Annotated in this window: 21 protein-coding genes, 1 rRNA gene and 7 pseudogenes; 21 read left to right on the forward strand and 8 right to left on the reverse strand. The window is 48.7% G+C overall.

What is annotated here, in order from left to right:
- From P378_RS11075 to P378_RS23605, 6 genes are all read left to right on the forward strand, one after another.
- Nucleotides 1–251: ribosomal RNA gene (locus tag P378_RS11075) — 16S ribosomal RNA — on the forward strand; the annotation flags it as partial.
- A gap of 702 nt (nt 252–953) precedes the next feature.
- Entirely contained in the window at nt 954–1142 is a 189-nt protein-coding gene (locus tag P378_RS11080; protein WP_099083293.1) for a hypothetical protein, read from the forward strand.
- Nucleotides 1143–1341: 199 nt separating this feature from the next.
- Complete coding sequence (locus tag P378_RS11085) at nt 1342–2274, forward strand: ABC transporter permease (protein ID WP_099083362.1); 933 nt, start codon at nt 1342–1344, stop codon at nt 2272–2274.
- 2 nt (nt 2275–2276) lie between these two features.
- Complete coding sequence (locus P378_RS11090) at nt 2277–3200, forward strand: ABC transporter permease (protein ID WP_238473137.1); 924 nt, start codon at nt 2277–2279, stop codon at nt 3198–3200.
- 99 nt (nt 3201–3299) lie between these two features.
- The gene (locus tag P378_RS23600) at nt 3300–3671 is read left to right on the forward strand and encodes a YkgJ family cysteine cluster protein (protein ID WP_338013905.1); all 372 of its coding nucleotides are present in this window, start codon (nt 3300–3302) and stop codon (nt 3669–3671) included.
- A gap of 92 nt (nt 3672–3763) precedes the next feature.
- Nucleotides 3764–4021: a hypothetical protein gene (locus P378_RS23605; protein ID WP_338013906.1), complete on the forward strand. Its 258-nt coding sequence runs from the start codon at nt 3764–3766 to the stop codon at nt 4019–4021.
- Between the two features lie 136 nt (nt 4022–4157).
- Here P378_RS23605 and P378_RS11100 read toward each other — a convergent pair whose 3' ends face one another.
- From P378_RS11100 to P378_RS11135, 8 genes and pseudogenes are all read right to left on the reverse strand, one after another.
- Nucleotides 4158–5975, reverse strand: coding sequence for an NADH-dependent [FeFe] hydrogenase, group A6 (locus P378_RS11100; RefSeq protein ID WP_238473138.1), 1818 nt, complete (start codon nt 5973–5975; stop codon nt 4158–4160).
- A gap of 20 nt (nt 5976–5995) precedes the next feature.
- Nucleotides 5996–7705 carry a NuoF family protein gene (locus P378_RS11105; RefSeq protein WP_099083294.1) on the reverse strand — a complete coding sequence of 570 codons (1710 nt, stop codon included), beginning with the start codon at nt 7703–7705 and terminating at the stop codon, nt 5996–5998.
- A 23-nt stretch (nt 7706–7728) separates the two neighbouring features.
- Nucleotides 7729–8157 (reverse strand): NADH-quinone oxidoreductase subunit NuoE, encoded by a 429-nt coding sequence (gene nuoE / locus P378_RS11110; RefSeq protein WP_238473139.1) that lies wholly within the window; start codon nt 8155–8157, stop codon nt 7729–7731.
- Between the two features lie 423 nt (nt 8158–8580).
- On the reverse strand, nt 8581–8784 hold the full coding sequence (locus tag P378_RS11115) for a hypothetical protein (protein ID WP_099083296.1): 204 nt from the start codon (nt 8782–8784) through the stop codon (nt 8581–8583).
- 341 nt (nt 8785–9125) lie between these two features.
- Complete coding sequence (locus P378_RS11120) at nt 9126–9587, reverse strand: phosphatase (protein WP_099083297.1); 462 nt, start codon at nt 9585–9587, stop codon at nt 9126–9128.
- A gap of 81 nt (nt 9588–9668) precedes the next feature.
- The gene (locus tag P378_RS11125) at nt 9669–11645 is read right to left on the reverse strand and encodes a [FeFe] hydrogenase, group A (RefSeq protein WP_099083298.1); all 1977 of its coding nucleotides are present in this window, start codon (nt 11643–11645) and stop codon (nt 9669–9671) included.
- A gap of 32 nt (nt 11646–11677) precedes the next feature.
- Nucleotides 11678–13557 (reverse strand): annotated as a pseudogene (locus P378_RS11130) (NADH-ubiquinone oxidoreductase-F iron-sulfur binding region domain-containing protein).
- A 13-nt stretch (nt 13558–13570) separates the two neighbouring features.
- Nucleotides 13571–14059: an NADH-quinone oxidoreductase subunit NuoE family protein gene (locus P378_RS11135; protein WP_099083299.1), complete on the reverse strand. Its 489-nt coding sequence runs from the start codon at nt 14057–14059 to the stop codon at nt 13571–13573.
- Between the two features lie 635 nt (nt 14060–14694).
- On the opposite strand from P378_RS11135, the gene nadE reads away from it, so the two are divergent.
- From nadE to secD, 15 genes and pseudogenes are all read left to right on the forward strand, one after another.
- Nucleotides 14695–15420, forward strand: a complete 726-nt coding sequence (nadE, locus tag P378_RS11140) for an NAD(+) synthase (protein WP_099083300.1) — start codon at nt 14695–14697, stop codon at nt 15418–15420.
- Between the two features lie 86 nt (nt 15421–15506).
- The gene (locus P378_RS11145; RefSeq protein WP_099083364.1) at nt 15507–16238 is read left to right on the forward strand and encodes a YebC/PmpR family DNA-binding transcriptional regulator; all 732 of its coding nucleotides are present in this window, start codon (nt 15507–15509) and stop codon (nt 16236–16238) included.
- 82 nt (nt 16239–16320) lie between these two features.
- Complete coding sequence (locus tag P378_RS11150) at nt 16321–16938, forward strand: hypothetical protein (RefSeq protein ID WP_180261068.1); 618 nt, start codon at nt 16321–16323, stop codon at nt 16936–16938.
- A gap of 108 nt (nt 16939–17046) precedes the next feature.
- Nucleotides 17047–17537 (forward strand): annotated as a pseudogene (ruvC, locus tag P378_RS11155) (crossover junction endodeoxyribonuclease RuvC).
- On the forward strand, nt 17534–18136 hold the full coding sequence (gene ruvA / locus P378_RS11160; RefSeq protein ID WP_099083302.1) for a Holliday junction branch migration protein RuvA: 603 nt from the start codon (nt 17534–17536) through the stop codon (nt 18134–18136). The pseudogene ruvC and the gene ruvA overlap by 4 nt, the downstream one beginning before the upstream one ends.
- A 14-nt stretch (nt 18137–18150) precedes the next feature.
- Nucleotides 18151–19184 (forward strand): annotated as a pseudogene (gene ruvB / locus P378_RS11165) (Holliday junction branch migration DNA helicase RuvB).
- Nucleotides 19185–19236: 52 nt separating this feature from the next.
- Nucleotides 19237–19569, forward strand: coding sequence for a hypothetical protein (locus tag P378_RS11170; RefSeq protein ID WP_099083303.1), 333 nt, complete (start codon nt 19237–19239; stop codon nt 19567–19569).
- A gap of 94 nt (nt 19570–19663) precedes the next feature.
- Nucleotides 19664–19861, forward strand: a pseudogene (locus P378_RS24170) (epoxyqueuosine reductase QueH); the annotation flags it as partial.
- Nucleotides 19771–20226 carry an epoxyqueuosine reductase QueH gene (locus P378_RS11175; RefSeq protein WP_420795996.1) on the forward strand — a complete coding sequence of 152 codons (456 nt, stop codon included), beginning with the start codon at nt 19771–19773 and terminating at the stop codon, nt 20224–20226. The pseudogene P378_RS24170 and the gene P378_RS11175, both read left to right, overlap by 91 nt.
- A 1-nt stretch (nt 20227) precedes the next feature.
- A complete protein-coding gene (locus P378_RS11180) occupies nt 20228–20452 on the forward strand; it encodes a DUF2905 domain-containing protein (protein ID WP_099083304.1) in 225 nt (74 codons plus the stop codon).
- Between the two features lie 296 nt (nt 20453–20748).
- A pseudogene (queA, locus tag P378_RS11185) lies at nt 20749–21772 on the forward strand (tRNA preQ1(34) S-adenosylmethionine ribosyltransferase-isomerase QueA).
- 81 nt (nt 21773–21853) lie between these two features.
- Nucleotides 21854–22965 (forward strand): annotated as a pseudogene (gene tgt, locus P378_RS11190) (tRNA guanosine(34) transglycosylase Tgt).
- A 76-nt stretch (nt 22966–23041) separates the two neighbouring features.
- A complete protein-coding gene (gene yajC / locus P378_RS11195) occupies nt 23042–23323 on the forward strand; it encodes a preprotein translocase subunit YajC (RefSeq protein ID WP_099083305.1) in 282 nt (93 codons plus the stop codon).
- Nucleotides 23324–23472: 149 nt separating this feature from the next.
- Entirely contained in the window at nt 23473–24135 is a 663-nt protein-coding gene (locus P378_RS11200) for an HD domain-containing protein (RefSeq protein ID WP_099083306.1), read from the forward strand.
- An 87-nt stretch (nt 24136–24222) separates the two neighbouring features.
- Nucleotides 24223–25454: pseudogene (gene secD, locus P378_RS11205) on the forward strand (protein translocase subunit SecD).
- The last annotated feature ends 7 nt before the right edge of the window (nt 25455–25461 follow it).

Consider the following 25461-nt stretch of genomic DNA (forward strand, 5'->3'; position numbering starts at 1 on the left):
CGGTCCCAGTTCGGATTGTAGTCTGCAACTCGACTACATGAAGTCGGAATCGCTAGTAATCGCAGGTCAGCATACTGCGGTGAATACGTTCCCGGGCCTTGTACACACCGCCCGTCACACCACGAAAGCTGACAACACCCGAAGCCGGTGAGCTAACCGAAAGGAGGCAGCCGTCGAAGGTGGGGTTGGTGATTGGGGTGAAGTCGTAACAAGGTAGCCGTATCGGAAGGTGCGGCTGGATCACCTCCTTTCTAAGGAGCATTCGGACGTCGGCAAGCAGACGTCGGACGACGGGATAGAAGGAATTCGCTCTGCGAATTCCAACGAGACTGACGACCGATGCCTGACGACTGACGACTGAAACTCTGGTCGATCATTCATCATCTCAACTGTTTAGTTTGAGAGACCAATACTCGAGGTTCGAGATTCGAAGTTCGAACTGGTAAAACGATGCTTGAGCTTAAAGCTATTCAGTTTTGAAGGAACACAGAAGTTAAGCCTCCAGGGCCGATGGTACTTGGGGCGCAAGCCCCCGGGAGAGTAGGTCGTCGCCAGAGTAATTTTAAACACCCTATCCTTGAAAGGATAGGGTGTTTTGTTTTTTGTTAATCATTAAATTTTTCTGCCAAAAGAATAATCAAAACAAGAAGGACATTTGTAATCAGCCAGACAGTTTTGATTTTTTTCAATGAAAAACACCGTCAAAGCATACGCTTGGGATGATTGTAAAAGCATTTATGGCAAATAAAAGAAAGCCATAAAATAATAACTCTTCCACTGTAAGGTCACCCTATAAAATACAACAGGATATGTAGTTAACTAGTTAATTTTAAATTTTACGCTATATGTATTGGAATGAGAATAGCTTCATACTGATATTATAAATATTAAAATCTCCGGCTCTAAAGGTGTCCCTACGACTGCCGATTTTACCGGTAGGAGGAGGGGACAATATGAAGAAAACAGAACAGGGACAACTACCTGAAGAAACAGTCAACCTTTTAAAAGAAGCCTTCAGCGCTGCGGAGCAGCTGGCAAAGATCAAAAAATTAAGGAGTACTGTAGGGCAAAGGATCAATAATCAAGATAAGTCTGTTACAGAAGCTTTAAAAAATTTGCTTAAACAACAAAGTAAAAGCTGACGAACACCCTTAGGGGTGTTTTCTCATTAAGCTAACAAAATGGCTTTTAAAACGGGAAACCCTAGCTATTTTCCGGCTTATCGTAAGAGAAAGTGTGAAATACAGGTCAACTAATGTTAAAATATAGTTGATTCCAAGTAAATTTGACAAAATGATTCTTATTATTCCATAAGTAACAGAATGTAGGAGGAACCGCATGGTGGCCCGGTATTTAGTACGGCGATTGTTTACCATGACCATAGCCCTCTGGCTGATTATAACCATCACCTTTGCCATGATGCACGCTATTCCGGGGGGACCCTTTGCTTCCGAGAAGAAACTGCCTGATGCCGTAAAAAAGAATTTAGAGGAACGGTATCGTCTTAATGATCCCCTGTGGAAGCAGTACCTGGATTATCTTACCAACTTGCTGCGCGGGGATCTGGGGCCGTCCTTCAAGTATGAACACCAAACGGTGAACGATATCATTAAAACTGCTTTTCCGGTTTCAGCAGCTCTGGGGTCTTTAGCCATCCTTTTTTCCTTAATGGTTGGGCTGCCTGCAGGTATTGTGGCCGCCTTAAAGCAAAACCGGTGGCAGGACTACCTGTGCATGGTTTTGACAGCCCTCTGTTTCTCTGTGCCAAGCTTTATCCTCTCGGGCTTATTAATGTATGTATTTGCCTATCATTTTGGCTGGCTGCCTCCGGCCATGTGGGGCACCTGGCAGCAGGTCATCTTGCCTACCATAGCCTTATCGGCATTCCCCACGGCAATTATCGCCAGGCTAATGCGTTCCAGCATGCTGGAGGTCATGCAGCAGGATTATTTAAGAACAGCCAGGGCAAAGGGACTGCCTGAATCTATGATTGTCCTGCGGCACGCCTTACGAAATGCCATTCTGCCCGTGGTCACTTACATGGGGCCGCTGATTGCCACCATTCTGACCGGTAGCTTTGTGGTGGAATCCATTTTTGCCGTTCCTGGATTAGGACGCTGGTTTGTTCAAAGTGTAAGTAGCCGTGACTATACGGTTATTTTGGGCGTTACGGTATTTTACAGTGCCTTTTTAATGTTGATGAATTTGCTGGTGGACTTTGCCTATACCTGGATTGATCCACGGATTAAAATAACGGGTAGCAAGGAGGCCTGAGGGTGGGATCATTCCCTGAACTTTCAAAACCGGTGCAAGTCCACAACCAGGAATCAGAGAAAGCAAACAGAATGGGATACCGGTTGGGGACCTGGCAGCATATAAAACAAAACAGACTGGCAATGGCCAGTGTCATAGCTCTTTTGCTACTGGTTATTTTGGCTTGCTTTGGACCCTATCTTTCCGGATATCGCTATGATGAGCAGGACTTGTCTATGGTTAATCAGGCTCCCAGCCTCACGCACTGGTTCGGAACCGATGCCCTTGGCCGGGACCTCTTTACCAGAACTTGGTATGGAGCCAGAATATCCCTTGCCATTGGTTTAGTGACAAGCTTTATTTGCCTGGTGGTGGGGGTTATTTACGGCGGAATATCCGGCTTCATAGGCGGCTGGGTGGATGAGGTTATGATGAGAGTTGTTGAGGTTCTTTATAGCATACCTTTTTTGCTCTATTGTATTTTATTAACGATATTGCTGGGACCGGGGCTAAAGGGGATTTTTATAGCTCTGGGCGCAGTTTACTGGCTGAATTTAGCGCGTATCGTCAGGGGACAGGTACTGATTCTTAAAGAGCAGGAATATGTGTTGGCGGCTCGCCTGATGGGGGCCGGCACCTTCCGTATTTTATTCAGACATATACTTCCCAACGCCACAGGACCTATTCTTGTCACCATGACCCTTTTAATTCCCGAGGCCATTTTCGCGGAAGCATTTTTAAGCTTTTTAGGTTTAGGGGTGTCTGCACCCATGGCCAGTTGGGGTGTATTGGCCAGCGAGGGTCTGGAAGGTGTACGCAACTATCCTTGGCAGTTATTCTTCCCGTCCTTTTTTATATGTTTAACTATATTGGCCTTTAATTTTACCGGGGAGGGACTGCGGGATGCCTTAGATCCCAGGTCGGGAAATAAGAGACGGGTTTCCTGACAACCATCATGTGAATTTGGTTATGTAATGACTGGATTATGTTATAATATTGCCATTGGTGTTTACCAAATAAATAAAAGAGTACAGAGGGGCAGACAAATGGGAAGAAACTTAAAACTGGAAGATAAATTTACTTTCTCCTGTCATGATCAACTTGCTTGTTTTAAAAAATGCTGCCGGGATATTAATATTTTTTTAACTCCCTATGATGTTTTAAGAATGAGAAAGAAAATGCAAATTTCCTCCGGGGATTTTTTAAACAAACACACCCATGTATTAAAGTCTCCTCACTCCGGCTTTCCTGTGGTTATACTGAAAATGAGGGAAGACGACCTGGTCTGTCCCTTCATTACAGATAAAGGCTGCCAGGTGTATGATGTCCGCCCCTGGTCCTGCCGCATGGCGCCGGTGGAAGTAAGAGGGACGGGGGAATTTGGCATTGCCTTTGAGGAATCCCGCTGTCACGGCTGAAGGAAACAAAGGAATGGACCGTCAATGAATGGATGGAAAACCAGGGGCTTGCAGCATATCATGAACCCGAAGAGTTGTTTGGGCAAATTCCTTTGAAAGTGAAGCGGACCGGAGATGCAAGACTGGATCAAGTGGTTATGGACATGATTTTTACCGGGTGCTATGATCTGGACAGGTTCAGAAAGTTACTGGCGGATCACCCGGATTTATTGGATGATCAACCGCAGGATCTGATCAAAGAAATTATGGAAGATGATGTGGCTCTAATGAAGTTTGCTTTTAGATGGTTGCCGGTTTATTTGAATGATGTAAGCAGATTAAAGGAGCTTGCAAGGATTTTAAATCAATAAAATAACCTGTCGGGGGCGGGTGTTATTTTACAAGAAAAGGAGGGCTTGCTCAGTGCAAGCCCTCCGAATGTTTTAGCACTATCAACGAATAAAAATTTATGGTTGATAGTATAAGAAAAGCTAAGGCTTCTGCCGCTTAGCCTACCCAAAGGGAACAAGTAAGCCAAGCTTTTCTAATGATGATCACCGCTGGGGATTCTTTCAGGGAGCCTTCCGGCTTTCTGTAAACCCCGCGCGGGACATAGAAGGTGTGCAGCAGCTTATGGGATTTTTCACCCAGAGGCTGACCCAGGAACTCTTCGTAAATGGCTGTGATAGCCGGGTTCTCGTGGGATTTGCGGATCGGCAGATCTTCGTCAGCCTTATAGATACCGGCGATACGTTTGAGGCGTATTTCAAGGTTGGTGGGGATGGGCTGGCCACCGCCACCAATGCAACCGCCGGGGCAGCACATGATTTCAATGAAGTGGTGATCCGCTTCACCGGCCCGGATCTTATCCAACAATTTGCGGGCGTTGCCCAGGGTATGGGCCACAGCAACTTTAACTTCAAGGTCGCCAACCTTCAGGGTGGCTTCCTTAATGCCTTCCATACCGCGAACGGGGGTCAGATTGATGTCCGGCATCGGTTCCTTGGTAATAACTTCGTAAACGGTACGTACAGCAGCTTCCATTACGCCGCCGGTGGCACCGAAGATAACCGCGGCACCGGTGGAGAGACCCATGGGAGCATCATACTCTTCATCGGGCAGACTTTCCCAATCAATGCCGATTTCACGCAGCATACGAGCCAGTTCACGGGTGGTCAGTACAACATCCACATCCTGGTAACCGCTGTCCTTAAGCTCGTCACGCTGGGACTCGAACTTCTTGGCAGTACAGGGCATGATGGATACGCTGTAAATATTTGCAGGATCAATACCTTTCTTCTCAGCATAGAAGGTCTTGGCCAGGGCGCCGAACATCTGCTGAGGAGATTTACAGGTTGACAGGTTAGCCAGCAGATCAGGATAATACATTTCAATGTATTTAATCCAGCCAGGGCTGCAGGAAGTAATCATGGGCAGCACGCCACCTTCGGTGACACGCTTGATGAATTCGTTGCCTTCTTCGATAATGGTCAGGTCAGCCGTGAAGTCGGTATCCATGACACTGTCAAAGCCCAGACGGCGGAGGGCGGCAACCAGTTTGCCGGTGCTGACGGTGCCGGGTTCCATACCAAATTCTTCGGCGATGGCTACACGAACAGCAGGGGCTGTTTGCACCACAACATGCTTGTTCGGGTCATCCAGGGCACGCCATACTTTGCCGGTGTCGTCCACTTCGGTAATGGCGCCGGTGGGACAGACCAGGGAGCACTGACCACACATAGCGCAGTTTACATCAAGGAGGCCCTCGTTAAAGGGAGGAGCAACGATGGTCTCAAAACCACGGTTTACAGCGCTGATGCACTTAACACCCTGCACTTTTTCGCAAACGGCCACACAGCGGCGGCACAGGATGCACTTACGGGGGTCGCGGATGATTGAGGGTGAAGAGTTGTCGATATCGTCCTTGCTGTGGCTCTGGGCCGGTCTGACAAACCGAATTTCCTTCAGGCCCATGGCTTCAGACAGGGACTGCAGTTCACAGTTATTGTTGCGCAGGCAGGTATTGCACTCCTGCGGGTGGTTGGACTGGATCAGCTCCAGGGTCATCTTGCGTGAAGCCCTGACAGCTGCGGAATTGGTTTTAACAACCATGCCTTCAGCAACAGGGGCGACACAGGCAGCCTGGAGGGCCCGGGCACCTTGTACTTCGACCACGCAAATACGACAGGCTCCAATGGCATTAATTTCTTTCATATAGCAAAGGGTAGGGATATTAATGCCTATTTTCTTTGCGGCTTCTAAGATCGTTGAACCCTGTTCAACCTCAACTTTTACATTGTCAATGGTTAGTGATACGTTTGCCATGCCTTTTCCCCTCCTATCCTCTAGGATTTTAGGCCTTTGCGGGGCATTTTACAAACGCCGGCCGGGCAGGTTTTATCGTTGATATGCGCTTCATACTCATCACGGAAATAACGCAGGGTGCTGAGGATGGGGTTCGGAGCCGTTTGACCCAGGCCGCACAGGGCAGAAGCCTTGATGGAGTTGGCCAGTTCAACTAACAGGTCCAAATCGCCTTCCTTGCCTAATCCCTTGGTGATGCGCTCAAGAATTTCCAGCATTCTCTTGGTACCGATACGGCAGGGGGTACATTTACCACAGGATTCGTCCTGGGTAAAGCCCAGGTAGAATTTCGCCAGGTCAACCATACAGGTCCCCTCGTCCACGATAATCATACCGCCGGAACCAACAATGGAACCAAGGGCAGCCAGATTTTCATAATCAATGGGGGTTTCCAGGTACGCTGCCGGAATGCAGCCGCCGGAAGGACCGCCGGTCTGGGCAGCCTTAAAGGCCTTGCCGTCGGGCACACCGCCGCCGATGTCCTCGACCATTTCACGCAGGGTAATGCCCATGGGAACTTCAACCAACCCGGTATTGGTAATCTTACCGGCCAGTGTAAACACCTTGGTGCCTTTGCTCTTTTCGGTACCCATGGCAGCATACCAGTCGCCGCCGTTAATGATGATGGGGCAAAGATTGGCCCAGGTTTCAACGTTATTGATAACGGTGGGTTTGCCAAACAAACCGGAAACAGCGGGGAAGGGGGGACGCGGGCGAGGTTCGCCGCGACGGCCTTCAATGGAGGCCAGCAGGGCGGTTTCTTCACCGCATACAAAGGCGCCGGCGCCCACACGAATTTCAATGTCAAAGCTGAAGTCAGAACCTAAAATGTTGTCTCCCAGCAGGCCAACTTCTCTGGCACGGGTTAGGGCTTTGCTGAAGTGATCAATGGCCCTGGGATATTCCAAACGAATGTAAGCGTAGCCCTTGTTGGCCCCAACGGCAAAACCGCCGATGGTCATGGCTTCGATGATGGAATAGGGATCATCTTCCAGAACCGAGCGATCCATAAAGGCACCCGGGTCACCTTCGTCACCGTTGCAGACGATGTATTTCTGGTCAGACTTTTGATCCAGCACAAACTGCCATTTTACTCCGGTGGGGAAGCCGGCGCCACCGCGGCCGCGAAGACCGGATTTCTTAACTTCATCCACCACCTGCTGGGGAGTCATTCCCTGCAGGACTTTGGCCAGTGCCTTATAACCGTCCATGGCGATGTATTCTTCAATGGAGGTCTGGTTGATCAAACCGCAGTTGCGCAGGGCATTGCGCTTCTGCTTTCTAAAGAATGTCATGTCGGACTTGCGGGGCTGAACGGAACCGTCAGCGGCATGATAGCACAGGCGGTCCACATACTTGCCCAGCTTCAAATGAGAGTTAACGATTTCTTCGACGTCTTCGGGTTGTACCCGGCAGTAGTAATAGCCTTCGGGGAAGACGGTGATGACGGGGCCCATTTCACAGGTACCCATACAACCGGTAACGACCATTTTTACGGAGTCTTGTAAACCGTGGCTGTCGATGGCCTTCTGGAGGGCTTCCAGAGTATTTTGACAACCAATTGATATACATCCGGTACCACCACAAACCAGTACGTGATATTTATAGTTGTCAGAGGGTTCTTCACCCAGACGTAATTTAATGGCTTCTTTGGCAGACGCCCTTAATAATTCGAGTTCAGCAAAATTCATATATTTCACCTCCCTGGAGGTTTTTATTCGTATTTGGCTAATATTTCAGATACTTTATCTGCAGATATGCGGGGATAAACCTCACCGTTGACGGTCATAACCGGCGCGATACCGCAGGCTCCCAGGCATCTTACCAAGTCCAGGCTAAAGCGGCGGTCTTCAGTGGTGTTGCCTGCTTTAATGCCCATTTCTTTTTCCAACATGGTTTGCACATCGGGAGCACCCTTTACGTAACAGGCAGTTCCCAAACACAGGTTGACGGAATGTCTGCCTCTGGGACGGAGGCTGAAGGCCGCATAAAAGGTGGCCACCCCGTACACGTCACTGAGGGGTACACCTAATTCTTCGGCGGCTTTAATTAACAAATCCTTCGGTAAATAACCCTGGGCTTCCTGGATGGCGGCCATTACCACAATCAGGCCGTTGGGATTGCCCTTGTACTGAGCAAACACGGCATCCAGATTTTTTCCTGATCACAATTGCATTTGCACTCTGCATCCATGCGATGGTTCCTCCTTTCGTCGGAAGCGCATATTTTTTTATACGGCTACTGTTTGTACACCCTGGTTCGTTAGATTTAGGAAGGCCTGTACTGCAAATTCGTGGAAAGAAAGGTAGCAAATCTATGTGTTTCTCCTGCTACCTCCACAAAACCCCTGAAAAACCTTTGTAACTTCTGAAAAATCACAGTTTTTTTGGTATCACCACCTTCCAATAAATACCTGAACTGCCTTAAACTATAGAGAAAATTAAATAAAAGAAGAAAAGATAAAAAATGTTATGGTCTAGCATTGAAATTTTATGAGGAAAGTTTCAAAATATGACCTTTTCGCATAGAAAACATTTGCTTTTGAACAGTATTTTTTGAAGAATAACTAAGAAATGCAAATCAGTTGGCCGTAAAGATCAAAAGAGGGGGTTAATTCGCTCTTTTCCTCCTTAACCATAAAAACAAATTGATCATAAGCATCGACACATGGTTCAAACTTTGGTACATTTAGACTACTTGCACTGGTAATGGAGTATTTGGCAATGTTAGTGATGGTCATCTGCCCGTTGACTAGTTGTTGCGTTACCAACTGTCACACCTCCATTCCCTACAAAATATTCTAATGTTTTCTTTTGGTTAAAACTGTCTGAAATATGACATAATTTATAATTTATTTAGACAAGTTAAACTTCTTAAAACATTATAAATATTCAAACAATTTTAACTATAATAATTCTAACCTAGAACGTTCGGGAGCGTCAAGTAGTTTTTGGACCGAAATTAAATATAATATTTCGACAGACTGGGCAAAAGAGAAGTAGTATGTGAAATAATGTACAATAAAAATACAGTTGCTCTTTGAAAATAAAGTTTTCCAAATAAAAAAGATGTTGACATTGGTCAACATCTCAACCCAAAATAGGAAAATTCTTAAAAATACTCCACCATTACTTGTTTGCCTTTTTTCTTAAGGAAATCAACCAGTTCCCTGGCAAACCGGCTCTTAACAATGGGTTTTGCCGGTAGGCTGAGGCTTCGCTGTGATTTATTGGCCGCCATGCCAATTAAAAAGGAAATGGACTCAGCTTCTGACAGGGCGGCGACCAGCAGGTTAGCATCCTCTTGACCCCCGGGCAGGGCTTCTAAATGCCCGTAATTTAAAAGGATGTCCAGCGTCTGACTTAAAATCAGTGTACCGTCAGTAACCAACACCAGGCCTGTGACATCGGAGAGTGTTTGGGTATCAGGTAAAAAGCGGGAGACCATGTTGGCCGTACTGGAGCCGCAAATGATTTTTTTGCCTGGTTCGGCCAAAAACATGGACACCATTCTTTCATCGTCCTCGGGGTATTTTGCCGGTCCTATCAGTAAACACAGATGTTTTTTCATCATTATTCATCACCAAATGTATTTTAACATAAAAAGTAGGTGCTAACCACTGTTAGCACCCAGAAAGGATTATTTTTTGTGCGGTTACGAGCAAGTCCCGCAACTGCAGCCACAGTTCGCTTTGATGGCTTCCAATACATTCTCTGCTTTAACGTTTTGGATCTGGCCATTTACCTTAACGGAAACGCCGTTACCGCAGCTTTCAAGACAGAATACACCCTTTACCTTGACAGGTAATTCAAGAAGTTTTTCTACCACGGCCAGGGAGCCTTTCTTTAAGCAGCTTTCGCCCAGGCAAACGGTAATCTCGGGGCCGTCCCCGTCTTTAATAACGATTTCGTTGCCGGCAACACGCTTTTTGGGATAGTAGTGGGTATGGAGATCATGGTGTGTATCGTGGTTGCAGCAGCCGCCCCAGTATTTTTCAAAGATCTTATCCAGATCTTCGTTATCCTGGGCCTTGTGCAGAACCAGTTTGGAATCAATATTGTAAATTTCCTTGGCCCGGGCCTTGCGGTGCTCGCCGTCGTTCTGGTAAGGCTGTCCGCCGCCGCCGACGCAACCGCCTGGGCAAGCCATGACTTCCACGGCATGGACCGTCATTTCGCCGGATTGGATTTTCTTAAGGAGTTCCTCGGTTGCGGCCAGACCGTTGACCACCGCCAGGGATAATTTATTGTCGCCCACATTGATGCTGGCGATCTTGGTGTCTTCCATGCCTCTGGTAAATTCCACATCAATCCGTCCTTCGGCGTTGAGCAGCTTGCCTGCTACGTAACGGACCACGGACTCCATAACACCGCCGGTGGCGCCGAAGAGGACACCGGAACCGGTAGTCTGCTGCATGGGCTGATCAAACTCGGAGTTTTCCAGCGCATTAAAGAGAATGCCGGCTTCCCTGAACATACGGGCCGCTTCGACGGTTGTTAAAACCGCGTCCACATCATAGGAGCCTTCGGTCATAAATTCCGGCCGCTTGGCTTCGTATTTCTTGGCGGTGCAGGGCATGATGGAAACCACATACATGTCCTGAGGCGCAATGCCTAATTCCTTGGCGTATTTTTTCTTCAATAGCGAACCAAACATCTGATGCGGGGAGCGGCAGGTGGATAAATTATTCAGCAGTTCGGGATGAAACTCCTCGGCGTATTTTACCCAACCAGGGCAGCAGGAGGTAAAGAGGGGCAGGTTTTCGCCCTTCACCAGGCGGCCCAGGAACTCGTTGGACTCTTCGATAGTTGTCATATCTGCGGTAAATACGGTGTCAAATACCTTGTCAAAGCCTACTTTGCGCAGAGCGGCTACGAGTTTACCGGTAACATCAACGGAACCAAGGCCAAATTCTTCACCCAGGGCAGCCCGGGGTGCCGGAGCAATCTGGCAGACAACGGTCTTTTTGGGATCACGGATGGCTGCCCAAACTTCTTCAATGGCAGAAGAGTTGGAGGTCAGGGCGCCGCAGGGACAAACTGCGATGCACTGGCCGCAGTTGATGCAGGCGGATTCAGCCAGGGGCTGGTCCATGGCGGCTACGATTTCAGTACGGGAGCCGCGGTTTTTGAAGTCCCAAACGCCGATGCCCTGTTTTTCCTTACAGACCCGCACACAGAGGCCGCACAGGATGCACTTGTTAGGATCGCGAACCACCGACAGGCTGGAAGTATCCAGCGGAGCCATGACGGTACGGCTGGGATAGCGCAGCCGCTTAATGCCGTAGTCGTTGGCGTATTTTTGCAGTTTGCAAGCGCCGCTGGAATCACAGGTGGTGCACTCGCGGTCGTGATTGGCCAGCAGCAGTTCCAGCACCATTTTGCGCACCCTGTTAACCCGCTCGGAATTGGTGTACACCACCATACCGTCCGCAGGGGCGGTGGAGCAGGAGGCCTGCATGCCCATCCGTTCAATTTCCACCACGCACAGGCGGCAGGCGCCGGCAATGGTCAGCTCCGGGTGATAACACAGGGTAGGGATATCAATACCGGCCTTGCGTGCCACAGCCAGAATATTTGTCTCATCGGTAAAATCTATGACTTGTCCGTTAATGGTTATTTTACCACTCATCACGTCACACCCTTTCTCTCAATATCCAAGTACTACCTGATAACGATGGATCCGAACTTGCATTTCTCCATGCAAGCGCCGCACTTGAGGCAAAGATCCACATTGATGACGTGGGGCTGCTTTTTGTCGCCGGTAATGGCGCCGGCGGGACATACTCTGGCGCAAATGGTGCAGCCTTTGCATTTTTCCGGATCAATGTAGTATTCTTTTAAAGCCTGGCAGGCGCCGGCGGGACATTTTTTATCCCGAACGTGTGCGAGGTACTCGTCACGGAAGTAACGGAGAGTGGTAAGAACCGGGTTGGGAGCAGTTTTGCCAAGACCACAGAGGGAACCGTCCTTCACATTCTGGGCCAATTCTTCCAGGAGCGCCAGGTCTGCTTCGGTACCTTTACCCTCGGTAATCTTGGTCAGCATGGCCAGCATTTGTTTGGTCCCCTCACGGCAGGGAACACACTTGCCGCAGGACTCGTTCTGTACAAAGCCCATAAAGAACTTGGCGGTTTCAACCATACAGGTATCATCGCCCATGACCACCAGACCGCCGGAACCAATCATGGCGCCGACCTTCATAAGCTCATCATAATCCAGGGGAAGATCCAGTTTTTCTTCGGTTAAGCAGCCGCCGGAGGGACCGCCGATTTGTACGGACTTATATTTCTTACCTTCTCTTAAGCCACCGCCGATGTCAAATACGATTTCCCGCAGGGTCATCCCCATGGGAACTTCCACCAGACCGGTATTTTGGATCTGACCGGCCAGGGCAAAGGTCTTTGTGCCGGCGCTGCCGGGAGTACCGAAGCCTCTGAACCAGGCGGCGCCGTTCATAATAATGGCAGGCAGGTTGGCCAGGGTTTCTACGTTATTGATGATAGTGGGACAAGCCCACAGACCCTTAACGGCAGGGAAGGGTGGACGGGGGCGGGGCATGCCGCGCTCGCCTTCAATGGAAGCGATGAGGGCAGTTTCTTCACCGCATACGAAAGCGCCGGCGCCTTCCTTGATGTTTATCTTAAAGTTGAAGTCCGTGCCTAAAACGCCCTTGCCCAGCACACCCAGGCTTCTGCGTCGGCAATGGCCTTTCGCATGCGCTTAATGGCCAGCGGGTATTCAGCCCGGGCATAAATGTAACCTTCGTCGGCTCCGATGGCAAAGCCGGCAATCATCATGCCTTCCAGTACCGAGTGGGGGTTGCCCTCCATAACGGAACGGTCCATAAAAGCACCCGGGTCGCCTTCGTCACCGTTGCAGATGATGTACTTTTTAGGACCGGGCTGTGCAGCGGCAAAGGACCACTTGCGACCGGTGGGGAAACCACCGCCGCCACGGCCACGCAGACCGGAATCTAAAACTTCTTTAATAACTTCATTAGGTTTCATGCCGGTTAAAATTTTGGCAATGGCCTGGTAACCGCCATGGGCAATGTAGTCATTGATATCATCGGGATCGATACGTCCGCAGTTTTTTAAGGTAACTCTCACTTGACGATTGTAGAAAGGAATTTCATCCTGGGTTTTAACCGTTTCACCGGTGGTGGGATCGCTATAGAGTAAACGTTCGACCACCCCGTTATTCACGATGGAGGTCTCAACGATTTCTGCACAATCATCTTCCTGAACTTTGCAGTAAAGTAAACCGGAAGGCTCAAAGCGAACCAGGGGACCCATCTGGCAGAAACCATGGCAGCCGCTGATGCTTACACCAATGCCCTCATGGCTGACTTCTTTAACAAGATCGACCTCGGCTAATAAGCCCTGTTCAGCAATAAGTTTTTTCAAGCTTTCATATACCTTTAATGACCCGTTGGCTACGCAGCCGGTACCGGCACAGACCAAGATGCGCATTTTTTGTTCGGCCAGTGCAGCCTTGGATTTTTGCTGCAGGTTTACTAAATCTTCACGTGACTTAAGCATCTATGGTCCCCCCTTAGTTTTCACTGGCAGCGGGTGCCAATTTTCTGATTACTTCTAAGATACCGTCCGGAGTCATTTGACCGTGAACTTCTTCATCGGCTACAACAACCGGAGCCAAACCGCATGCCCCTAAGCAGGAGACGGTTTCTACGGTAAACATTAAATCGCCGGTGGTAGGATTGTCCGGTGTAACACATAATTCTTTACGAAGAGCCATCATGATCGGTTCGGAGCCCCGCACGTGGCAGGCGGTGCCGTCACAAACACGGATGACATATTTTCCTTTGGGAATAAGGGAAAACTGGGCATAGAAGGTAGCCACGCCTAATACGGTGGCAGGGGAAATACCCATTGCAGTGGCTATGTAGGTTAATACTTCTTTAGGAAGATACCCGTATTCTGCCTGAGTCTCCTGCAGAATGGCGATAAGGTGAGAAACCTTACCCTCATGAGAATCAATAATTTGTTGTAGTTTTAAAAATTTTATATCTCTGTTCTCCATCATAAACCCCCCTTTGGTGTTAGAAACCCACTTGAACACCTGCTAGAACCTAACTGCTTAACCCAGGTAAACTCCTATAAACCACCTCTTTTCTGGATAGTAAAAACCAGGATTTAGAAAGGAAAGTTTTAATTTTCTTTAATTAACGTCACTATTTATGGTGAAAAATCTTACTTTCCCTAAATAGCAACAATTTAAAGTCTTGTCTTTATATTTAGACAATTAGTTGGACAGTAAGCCGGCTTCTCAGAAGAATTTATTATTTTAATACCTTTAGAAGAGACTTAAAAAACCAGCAATATCGAGGTATAATCTAGCTAGGTGCAAAAATGTTGCCTAAATTTTTATTAAATGTCAAAGATTCTGAATATATTATAGGCTCGTAAATATTACCTTGTCAATTAAAGTTTCTGATTTCCTGCTAGAAACCGTTCATTAAATTGAACAAATAGAAAAAATAGTATAACTTAATAAACTAGTAAAAATAGAGAAACAAGTCAGACAATAATGACAATTAATACAAGTAAAATAGCTTTCATTTGTGAAGTTTTTCTTCAATTTGTTTTGGTTTGCGCCCGGCGGGAAGATTATGATATGATGAAATTATCAATGGCCTAGGGGGGCTTGTCTATAGTATGAGGGACTTAGTAGACAAACTGACGCTGTGGATACAAGAGGAAGTACAAAAGGCGGGTGCCCAAGGTGCAGTTGTTGGATTAAGTGGCGGCATTGATTCTTCCTGTGTTGCTGCACTCTGCAAAAGAGCTTTCCCGGATGATGTTTTGGGTGTCATCATGCCCTGTTATAGTAACCCGCAAGATGCGCAGGATGCCAAATTAGTGGCAGAGACCTTGTCCGTTCCCTTTGAAGAAGTGGTCCTTAATGACCCCTTCGACTGGTTTGTTCACCGTTTTACCGGACAAGACTATGATTTGCACAGCTGTGATCTAGCCATTGCCAATATTAAACCCAGGTTAAGAATGATCACTCTGTATTACCTGGCGGCCAGGCATAATTATTTAGTGATCGGAACAGGCAACAGGGCCGAACTGGTGGTAGGTCACTATACCAAATATGGTGACGGAGGGGTGGATCTCCTGCCCATTGCCAATCTGGTAAAATGGCAGGTGAAGGAACTGGCCAGAGAACTGGGAATTCCCCAGCGGATCATTGATAAAGCACCCTCCGCCGGGTTATGGTTTGGTCACTGCGATGAGCAGGAAATGGGTGTTACTTATAAAGACCTGGACCATTATATTCTTACCGGAAAAGCTCCGGAGTCCGTTAAGAAAACCATTCAGACATTGGAAAGAAAAAGAGAACACAAGAAGCATATGCCGCCAATCCCACCAATTTTTTAAATGAATCGTTTGTTTTGATAAAAGCTGGGTACATCCAGAAGGGTCTGGTCATGTACCGGGCTTTTTTCAAGAAAGAGGGGTTTTTTGTGTCAGGACATTCCAAATGGTCAACCATTAAGCGTAAAAAGGCCAAAGTTGATGCCCAAAGGGGTAAAATCTTTACCAGATTATCGAAGGAGATTATTATTGCCGCCAGAAACGGCGGCCCGGACACGGCCGGCAACATGCGCTTGAAGGCTGCTGTTGAAAAAGCCAGGGCAGCCAATATACCCAACGAAAACATTCAGCGGGCTATCCAAAAGGGCGCTGGCGGCGGTGAAGGGAGTCATTTTGAGGAATTCAGTTACGAAGGTTACGGTCCGGGCGGTGTTGCCATTCTGCTTTATGTTGCCACAGACAATCGTAACCGTACTGCCGGAGAAGTTCGGCATATTCTTTCCAAACACGGCGGCAACCTTGGTGAAACCGGTTGTGTGAGCTGGATGTTTAAAGAGAAGGGTGTCATGATCTTTGACCGTTCAGAGGCCAAAATCAGTGAAGACGATTTAATGCTGGCAGCCATTGAAGCCGGTGCAGAGGATGTGAAGGTGGAGGAAGACAGTTTTGAAATTACCACCGCACCGGAAGATTTTGAAAGCGTAAGATCCGCCCTGGCAGAACAGGGGATTCCCATCGCCGATGCGGAAATTGCCATGGTCCCCCAGACCAACGTCAAGCTGCAGGGTGAAGAAGCAGAAAAGATGATTAAAATCATTGACCTGTTGGAAGACAATGACGATGTGCAAGCAGTGTATACCAATTTTGTAATGGAAGAATAAGGCCGGGGTTGTCCCCGGCTTTTCCCTTGAGGTATAAGCCTGTAAAAAGTGGCAATACTAACCAACTAAAGGAGTGGTTAGTATGGTAAGCAGGTTGCTTTGGATCGGTCTGGGGGGATTTTTGGCTGTTCTGTTACTGGGTGTTGCCATAGTCGGCGGCAGGGTGACCGGCGACAGTGCCGGCGCCGGGGTGTCAATTTTGCAGGTCTTTGCCCAACAAATTCAGCCGGCACTGGTGCCGGATCTCGTCATAAGGGAAGAGAATATTTACCTTTGCGGGGACATTGAAGAGGTGGCCAGAAAAACCGTGGGTTCATTCGGCATCAAGACCGAAAAGGAACTGAAAGAAAAATATGCGGCCCTGGGTTTCTCGGTGGAAATCCGTAAAAATGAAATTTTGGCCCAGCGAAAGGTGAATGAATTTTGCAGTTACCACCGGTCCTTCAGGCATTTAGGCATTCATGATAACAAACTTGCAATATACCAGGGACCCCTTGGCTATCATCAAAAACTGTTAAGGGTAGAGGAGCCCATTCCCCTGAACAGCCTGTCTGCCGCCTTTCAGGTAAAACTTCAACAGGCCATGGACTTCTACCACATGACGCCGGAAACCCAGGCCAAGCTTCGTTATGAACTGGAATTTTCCAATGAGGACGGACTCAACGCCATCTTGGAAAATTTGGATGAGATGCAGGACTAAGGACCAGGAAAAGCCGGGTTCTATTATTTTATAATGGATGAATTTATCGCCCAACAGAACAAAAGTTTGTAGTATAATATTGGTAGTCAGGTAAATATGGGGGTTAATATGATTGTTTTGGGAATCGACCGGGTACTGCCATTACCGGGTTTGGTTTGGTGGAATTCCTGGGAAACCATTATAAACCCATCGCTTACAGTTGTCTGAGGACCGGTACGGAGTTGTCGCTGGATTTACGATTGCAGAGACTTTACCAAGGTTTGCAGGAGATTATCGCCAAATACAAGCCTGATTTTATGGCTGTGGAAGAGTTGTTCTTTAACAAAAATGCCCGGACAGCCTTGGCAGTGGGTCATGCCAGGGGAATTGCCCTGCTGGCGGGAGCCAATGCCGGCGTTCCTGTGGCGGAATATACACCTTTACAAGTAAAGCAAGCGGTGACCGGGTACGGCAAAGCCGATAAACAACAGGTTCAGTTTATGGTAAAAACACTGCTTTCATTAAATGAGATTCCTAAACCCGATGATGTGGCAGATGCTCTGGCAATTGCCATTTGCCATGCTCACTGGAGTTCAGCGCCGGGAGGACTGACAAGATGATTGCATATATTCATGGAAAGCTGGCTGCCGGTGGTACAGGCTGGGTGGTGATCGATGTTCAGGGTATCGGTTATCACATCCATGTTCCTTTAACCACCAAACTGCCGGGTATTGGGCAGGAAGTAAAACTTCACACCCATATGGCCGTCCGGGAAGACGGTATTCAATTTTACGGTTTTTCCGGCGAGGAGCAGCGGGACTGCTTCCTGGCGCTGCTGGATGTGGCAGGGGTTGGCCCAAAGATGGCCCTGGCGGTGGTTTCCCACCTGCCCCCTGAAAATTTACGGTTGGTCATTGCCGGTGAGGACGTTAACCAACTGGTGAAAGTGCCGGGGGTGGGAAAAAAGACCGCCCAGCGCATTTTACTGGAACTGAAGGACAAACTGCCCGGACCGGTGGCCTTGTCCGGGGAGACGGCTGCTTCTGACGGGACCGTTCCCCAGGGCCAGGACGAGGATGCTGTTGTGGCGTTGTTGTCGCTGGGTTATTCCCAGAGCGAAGCCAGGGATGCTGTTCGAAAGGCGCAACATAAAACCCCGGCGGCAGATGTGCCCGCGCTGATTAAGGCAGCTCTTAAAGAACTGGCGCCAATTAAGTAGCACGGGAGGTAACCATGACGGATAGATTGGTATCTGCATCCATACAAACGGAAGACAGCGATCTGGAGATGAGTCTGCGTCCCAGAAAGTTAAATGAATATATCGGGCAGCAAAAGGTGAAGGAAACCATCTCAATCTTTGTGAAGGCCGCAAGACAAAGGGGTGAACCCCTGGATCACGTGCTGCTGTTTGGCCCGCCCGGTTTGGGCAAGACCACCCTCAGCAACATCATCGCCAACGAGATGGGGGTCAATATCCGCATCACTTCCGGACCCGCCATTGAGCGGCAGGGGGATTTGGCCGCCATTCTCACCAACCTCTCCCAGGGAGATGTGCTTTTTATTGATGAAATACACCGCCTGAGCCGGGCTGTGGAGGAAATTTTATACCCGGCCATGGAAGACTATGCCTGGACATTGTGCTGGGCAAGGGACCCGGCGCCCGGTCCATCCGGTTGGAGTTGCCCAAGTTTACGCTGATCGGCGCCACCACCCGGGCGGGCATGCTGGCCTCGCCCCTGCGGGACCGTTTTGGCATTATCAGTCGCCTGGAGTTTTATAACACCGAGGACCTCACCAGGATTGTCAGCCGGGCAGCCGGTATTCTTCATGTGTCCATTGAGCAATCCGGTGCGACTGAGATCGCCCGTCGCTCCCGGGGCACCCCCCGGGTGGCCAACCGGTTGTTGAAGCGGGTGCGTGACTACGCCCAGGTGAAGGCAACCGGGGAGATTACAGCGGCAGTGGCGGCGGAAGCCCTGGAATTCTTTGAGGTGGACCCGCTGGGACTGGACCATACCGACCGGCGGCTGTTGCGCACCGTGATTGAAAAATTTAACGGCGGACCAGTGGGCTTGGATACCATTGCGGCGGCCATCAGCGAAGAAGCCGATACCGTAGAGGATGTTTTGGAACCCTTCCTGATGCAGCTGGGCTTTATTACCCGGACGCCCCGGGGCAGAATGGTGACGCCCCAGACATATCATCATCTGGGAATTCCTCTGAAGACGAATTCCACAGGAGATGTTGAACAAAGAACCTTGTTTTAGTGGTAGACATGGTGTAATGTGGTAATAAAATTACCGGTGAGGAGGAACTTTGATGAGCGAAGAACGTCTCGACCGCCTGGAAAGCTTAATGCAGGATTTGATTAAAATGGTTGCTGTTAACAACACGATGACGAAGGAACTTAAATCCGATGTTGCAGTTCTCAAGGACGATATTGCGGTACTCAAGTCCGACGTTGCACAGCTCAAAACCGAGTCAGCCATGCTAAAGAAAAACCAGGAGTTATTTAGAGACGAACTTTTTGCCCGGTCTGCACGAATGGATGATCTTCGCAGGGAAGTTAGGGACAAGATTGCTGAAAAGGCATTAAACACCAACTATGCAGTCAGTATGTCATCAAGCATAATAAGGAAATTTTCGCCCTGAAAGAAAGGCTTTCACTGTAGTTCAGTAAGAAACAGCGGAATAGGATATACTATCGAAGGTATCCTAATTTTAACCGCAATAAAGGGAAAGTCACATGAAAAAAATCCTGCTGCATACTTGCTGCGGGCCTTGTTCCATCTACCCCTGGGGAGCTTACGGAATAAAGATCATGAAGTTTACGGCCTATTTTATAACCCCAACATTCATCCCTATACCGAATTTAAGAAAAGACGGGATCAACTGGAACAATTTGCTCAACAGCAAAAATGGAAGGTCATTTTTGATGATGAATACCGCCTGGATGAATACCTGCAGGAAGTGGTCCACCGGGAGGCCCGGCGCTGCCAAATGTGTTACAACCTGCGCCTGAGAAAAACGGCCCAACTGGCGAAGAAGGGGAACTTTGATGCCTTTTCCACCACTTTGCTGGTCAGTCCCTTTCAGAAGCATGATTTAATCCGGGACATTGGAGAAAATTTGGGGGGACAGTACGGGGTGCCCTTTTACTATGAAGACTTCCGACCCGGCTTTAAAGAAGCCGTAGCCAAATCAAAGGAACTGGAGATGTACCGCCAGCAGTACTGCGGCTGCATTTACAGTGAGAGGGACCGTTACTACCGGCCCGCTAAAGACGCCAGGGACAAAGGGGGGAAATAAAATGGCACCCTTTGAATCAATGGCCAAAATGCTTGTATTTGCCGGGATGATCCTGGTGTTAATAGGTGGTCTCCTGCTGCTGGCCGGTAAAATTCCGGGCATTGGCAAACTGCCCGGAGACATATTCGTCCAGAGAGGAAACTTTACCTTTTATTTTCCGGTGGTAACGTCTATTGTTTTAAGTATACTTCTAACCATATTGTTAAATTTATTTTTCAGACGCTAGTAAACACTTCCAAATATCTTTTAACTGCCCTGTTCTGACAGGGTATTTTTATTGGAAGCCGGTTGTAGATGAAAAGTTGCCAGCCGTTAGCAGGAATTCGACCAAATTTGTCGAAAAGGTGTTGAGTTGCGCAAGCGACGGGCGTCAGTGAAATAAACTTCCTTATAGTACAAAAGGACACTCCCCGGGGAGCCCGGCGGGTAGGGGCCAAGCCGGTTATAACAACCGGGATATTCTGGAATACTATATACAGACTAAAGATTGCCCTTACTACGGGCAATAAAGGAGTCAAAGATTTGAAGTTATCGGATTTTGATTTTCAATTGCCTGAAGAATTGATTGCCCAGGAGCCTGTAGAAAAACGGGATCAATCCAGGCTTATGGTGGTTCACAGGGATAGCGGGGCCATTGAACATAAAACCTTTAGGGAGATTATTGAATACCTGCGGCCCGGGGACGTGCTGGTTATGAACGAGAGTAAAGTCCTGCCTACACGTATTTTTGGCACCAAAACTTCCACCGGCGCCAAAATTGAACTGCTGTTGCTGCGACAGGTGGCGCCGAACCGCTGGGAAGCCCTGGTGAAACCGGGGAAAAAGGCCAGGACCGGGGACATGCTTGATTTTGGAAACGGGTTGATGACGGGCAGCATCCTTGACCATACCGATGTGGGTGGTCGTATCATAGAATTCAGTTACCGGGAACCTTTTCTGCAAGTGCTGGAGCGGATTGGCACCATGCCGCTGCCGCCTTACATAAAAAACCACTGGCAGACCAGCAACGCTACCAGACGGTTTATGCCCGGCAAGAGGGGTCTGCAGCGGCTCCCACCGCCGGGCTTCACTTTACCCGTGAATTATTGGAAGAAATCAGGGCAAAGGGAGTTAAAACGGTAACGGTATTGCTGCACGTGGGCCTGGGCACCTTCAGGCCGGTGCAGGTGGAGGACATTACCCGTCATTCCATGCATCAGGAATACTTTGAAATTACCCCGCAGGCCGCCGAAGAAATCAACCGGGCCAAGAACCGGGGGGGACGGGTCATTGCCGTGGGCACCACCAGCGTGAGGTCCCTGGAAACTTCCTGCGATGAAAACGGACAAGTCCTGCCGGGCTCCGGCATGACCGGCATCTTTATCTATCCTGGATACAAATTTAAGGTGATTGACGGGCTGATAACCAATTTTCACCTTCCCAAATCCACACTTCTCATGCTGGTAAGTGCCTGGCGGGCCGGGAGAAAATTCTGGCGGCCTACCGGCTGGCGGTACAAGAAAAATATCGTTTCTTTAGTTTTGGTGATGCAATGTTCATAATCTAAGGGGCCAAGGGGGAGAAGTGAGAGGTTGGAGGTGAGAGATTTTTTAACTTCTAACTTCTCACCTCTCAAACAGGAGGAAATATGCCAGTAAAAATAACCATAGAAAAGGAAGAGAAACATACCCGGGCCAGGTTGGGCAAACTCTCCACCCCCCACGGGGTGGTGGAAACACCCATTTTTATGCCCGTGGGCACCCAGGCAACGGTAAAAACCATGACCCCTGAAGAGGTGTGGGAGACCGGCGGCAGGTTGATTCTCAGCAATACCTACCACCTTTACCTGCGGCCGGGACACGACCTGGTCCGGGAAGCCGGCGGACTTCATAAATTTATGAATTGGCACGGACCCATTCTCACAGACAGCGGCGGGTTTCAGGTTTTCAGTTTGGGGCCGCTCAGAACAATCACCGAGGATGGAGTGGAATTTCGTTCCCATATTGACGGGTCCAAACATTTCTTCACACCGGAAAAGGTGATGGAAATCGAAGAAGCCTGGGTGGGGATATCGCCATGGCCTTTGATGAATGTGCCCCCTATCCCTGTGACAAGGAGTATGCCCTGACAGCGTTGGAACGCACCACCCGCTGGGCGGAACGCTGCAAAAAGGCCCACAAGAGGGAGGATCAGGCCCTTTTCGGCATCATCCAGGGCGGTATTTTTAACGATCTGAGGGAACGCAGCGCCCGGGAATTAATCGAGATGGATTTTCCCGGTTATGGCATCGGGGGGCTTTCGGTGGGAGAACCAAAGAAACTGATGTATGATGTGCTGGATCATTTAATTCCCATCATGCCGAAAGACAAACCCCGCTACCTGATGGGGGTGGGTTCCCCGGACTGCTTGATTGAAGGAGTGGTCCGAGGTGTGGATATGTTTGACTGCGTACTGCCCACCCGCATCGCCCGCAATGGCACTGTATTCACTCACAAAGGCCGGCTTACCGTCCGCAATGCTGAATATGCCAGGGACTTCCGGCCCCTGGATGAGCAATGTGATTGCTACGCCTGCCGCAACTACAGCCGGGCCTATATACGACACTTAATAAAAACAGATGAAATTTTAGGCATACGGTTAACAACCATTCATAATCTGCATTTTATTCAGCATTTGATGGGAAAGATAAAAGAGGCCATCCGGGAAGACAGACTGTTGGAATACCGGTCGGAATTTATGTCGCATTTTAATGCAGGTTAATTTTTCTTCCGCTGGCAGGGAAAACCTGTCTTGAAGAAGAAATTGTTTTTTATGATAGCAGAAAGGAGGGTTTACATTGGATTTCGGACCGCAAACGGCTTCCATCATCTATATTGTGGCTCTGTTTGCCATTCTTTACTTCTTAATGATCAGGCCCCAGCAGAAGAGACAGAAGCAGCATGCCGCCATGATCAAAGGCCTGAATGTCGGTGATAACATCGTTACCGTTGGGGGCGTCCTGGGCTCCGTCGTTAAGATTAAGGATACCACCGTTGTCGTAAGAGTGGCCGATAAAGTGCACGTGGAGTTTTTAAAAAGCGCCATTGCCCAAGTGACCGAGAAAAAAGAAGCCGAATAACCAACCGGGTATATTAATATAGAAGCTTATTAAGTATCGGTCTGAGAAAAACTAACTTTAATGCAATGAACAATAGAGTAGGCCAGTCCTACTCTATTTACACTTGTTTGAATAAATTGTTTGCAATGCAAATAGGAGTGATAGAAAGCGTGGGGATAACCCTTGAAGACGTTAAGCACAATCCCGTGGTGGATACCTGTATACGAAAGGGAAACGAATACCTCGGGGTCATGGGCTTTACAGAGCACAGTTACAGACACATTAACCTGGTGGCCAGCATCGCCCGGAACATTTTGGAGAAATTGGGCCGACCCCAGAGAGAATGCGAGCTGGCAGCCATAGCAGGCTATTTGCATGATATCGGCAATGTGATCAGCCGCAACGATCACGGGATCTCGGGGGCCAATATCGCCTTTAACCTTTTATTAAATATGGGAATGCCGCCCGAAGAAGTCTGCACGGTGGCCTCCGCCATTGCCAACCACGAAGAACAGTACGGGTATCCGGTGAACGCCGTGTCAGCTGCTCTGATTGTGGCGGATAAATCCGACGTTCACCGCTCCCGGGTGCGTAACCAGGATTTTGCCACCTTTGATATTCACGACCGGGTGAACTACGCAGCATCCCATGCCTTTTTGTTTGTCAATGATGACCGCCGCACCATCACCATGGAACTGGATATTGACATTGAGATTTGCCCGGTTATGGAGTACTTTGAAATATTTCTAACACGAATGATGCTGTGCAGGAGGGCGGCGAACTACCTGGGCTGTAACTTTGAATTAGTAATAAACGGCGCAAAATTGCTATAAAGGGAACAAGAGTTTAATTGACAGGAGATTTTTGCAGGTATATAATTAACTTTGTTTATTTGCAGTATAAAAGGGGGAAAATTGGTGATGAAATGGGACAAGGTACTCAGACTGTTCGCAGTTATTATTGCCGTAGCTGTTATTGCTGTCGCCAGCACACAGCCCATCTTCCCAAATATAAAATGGTTACCGTTAACTAAGGAAATACCGCTGGGTCTGGATCTGCAGGGTGGCGTGCATGTAACGCTGGAGCCAAGGACACCCCGCAGGCCAAAGTAAATGATGAGACCATGAAGCAGCTGCTGCAAACCATCGAACGCCGGGTGAATGCCTTTGGCGTCTCCGAACCGGTGATCCAGCAGGAAGGAAAGAACCGCATTATCGTAGAACTGGCCGGCATCAAAGATCCGGAAAAAGCTGTAAATGAGATTATAAAGACAGCCTTTTTAGAATTTAAAACCGAAGACGGTAAAACCATCTTGACCGGCGCGGACTTAAAAGACGCCGTTGAGGCGAAAGACCCTGTGTCCGGTGCAGTGGAAGTGGATTTGGAGTTTAATAAAGAAGGAGCCCGGAAATTTGCTGAAGTTACTTCTGCCAATGTAGGTAGAAATATCGCCATTCTGCTGGATGGTCAAGTCCTGCAAAATCCGAGGGTAGAAGAACCCATTACCGGCGGTAAAGCCCGCATCACCGGTTACAGCAGTTTGGAAGAAGCACACACCATTGCGGTTCTGCTGAAATCAGGTGCCCTGCCCCTGAAAGCAGAGGTCATTGAGAAGCGTACCGTGGGTCCCAGCCTGGGCGCTGATTCTCTGGACAAGTCAATTATGGCCGGCATCATTGGTGTGATTGCCATTTTGGTCTTTATGCTTGGCTACTACCGAGTGCCCGGCTTGGTTGCCAACTTTGCCCTGGTGGTCTATGCGCTGATTGTGTTAGGCATCTTTGCCGCCATGCAAGTGGTGTTGACCCTGCCCGGAATTGCAGCTTTCCTGCTTTCCATGGGGATGGCGGTGGATGCCAACGTGATCATCTTTGAGCGTCTGAAGGAAGAACTGAAGAGCGGCAAGACCCTGCGATCCGCCATTGATGCCGGGTTTAAGCGAGCCTTTGTGGCAGTGGTGGATTCCAATATTACCACCTTGATTGCCACCGCTGTACTGTTCTACTTTGGTTCCGGTCCCATTAAGAGTTTTGCGGTGGCCCTTTCCGTTGGTATTTTGACCAGTATGTTTACAGCCATCACCTTTACCCGCTGGATGCTGCACAGCACCGCCGATACCGGAATTAAAAACACTAAATTGTATGGGGCGTAAGGGAGGT

Source organism: Desulforamulus profundi, from assembly GCF_002607855.1.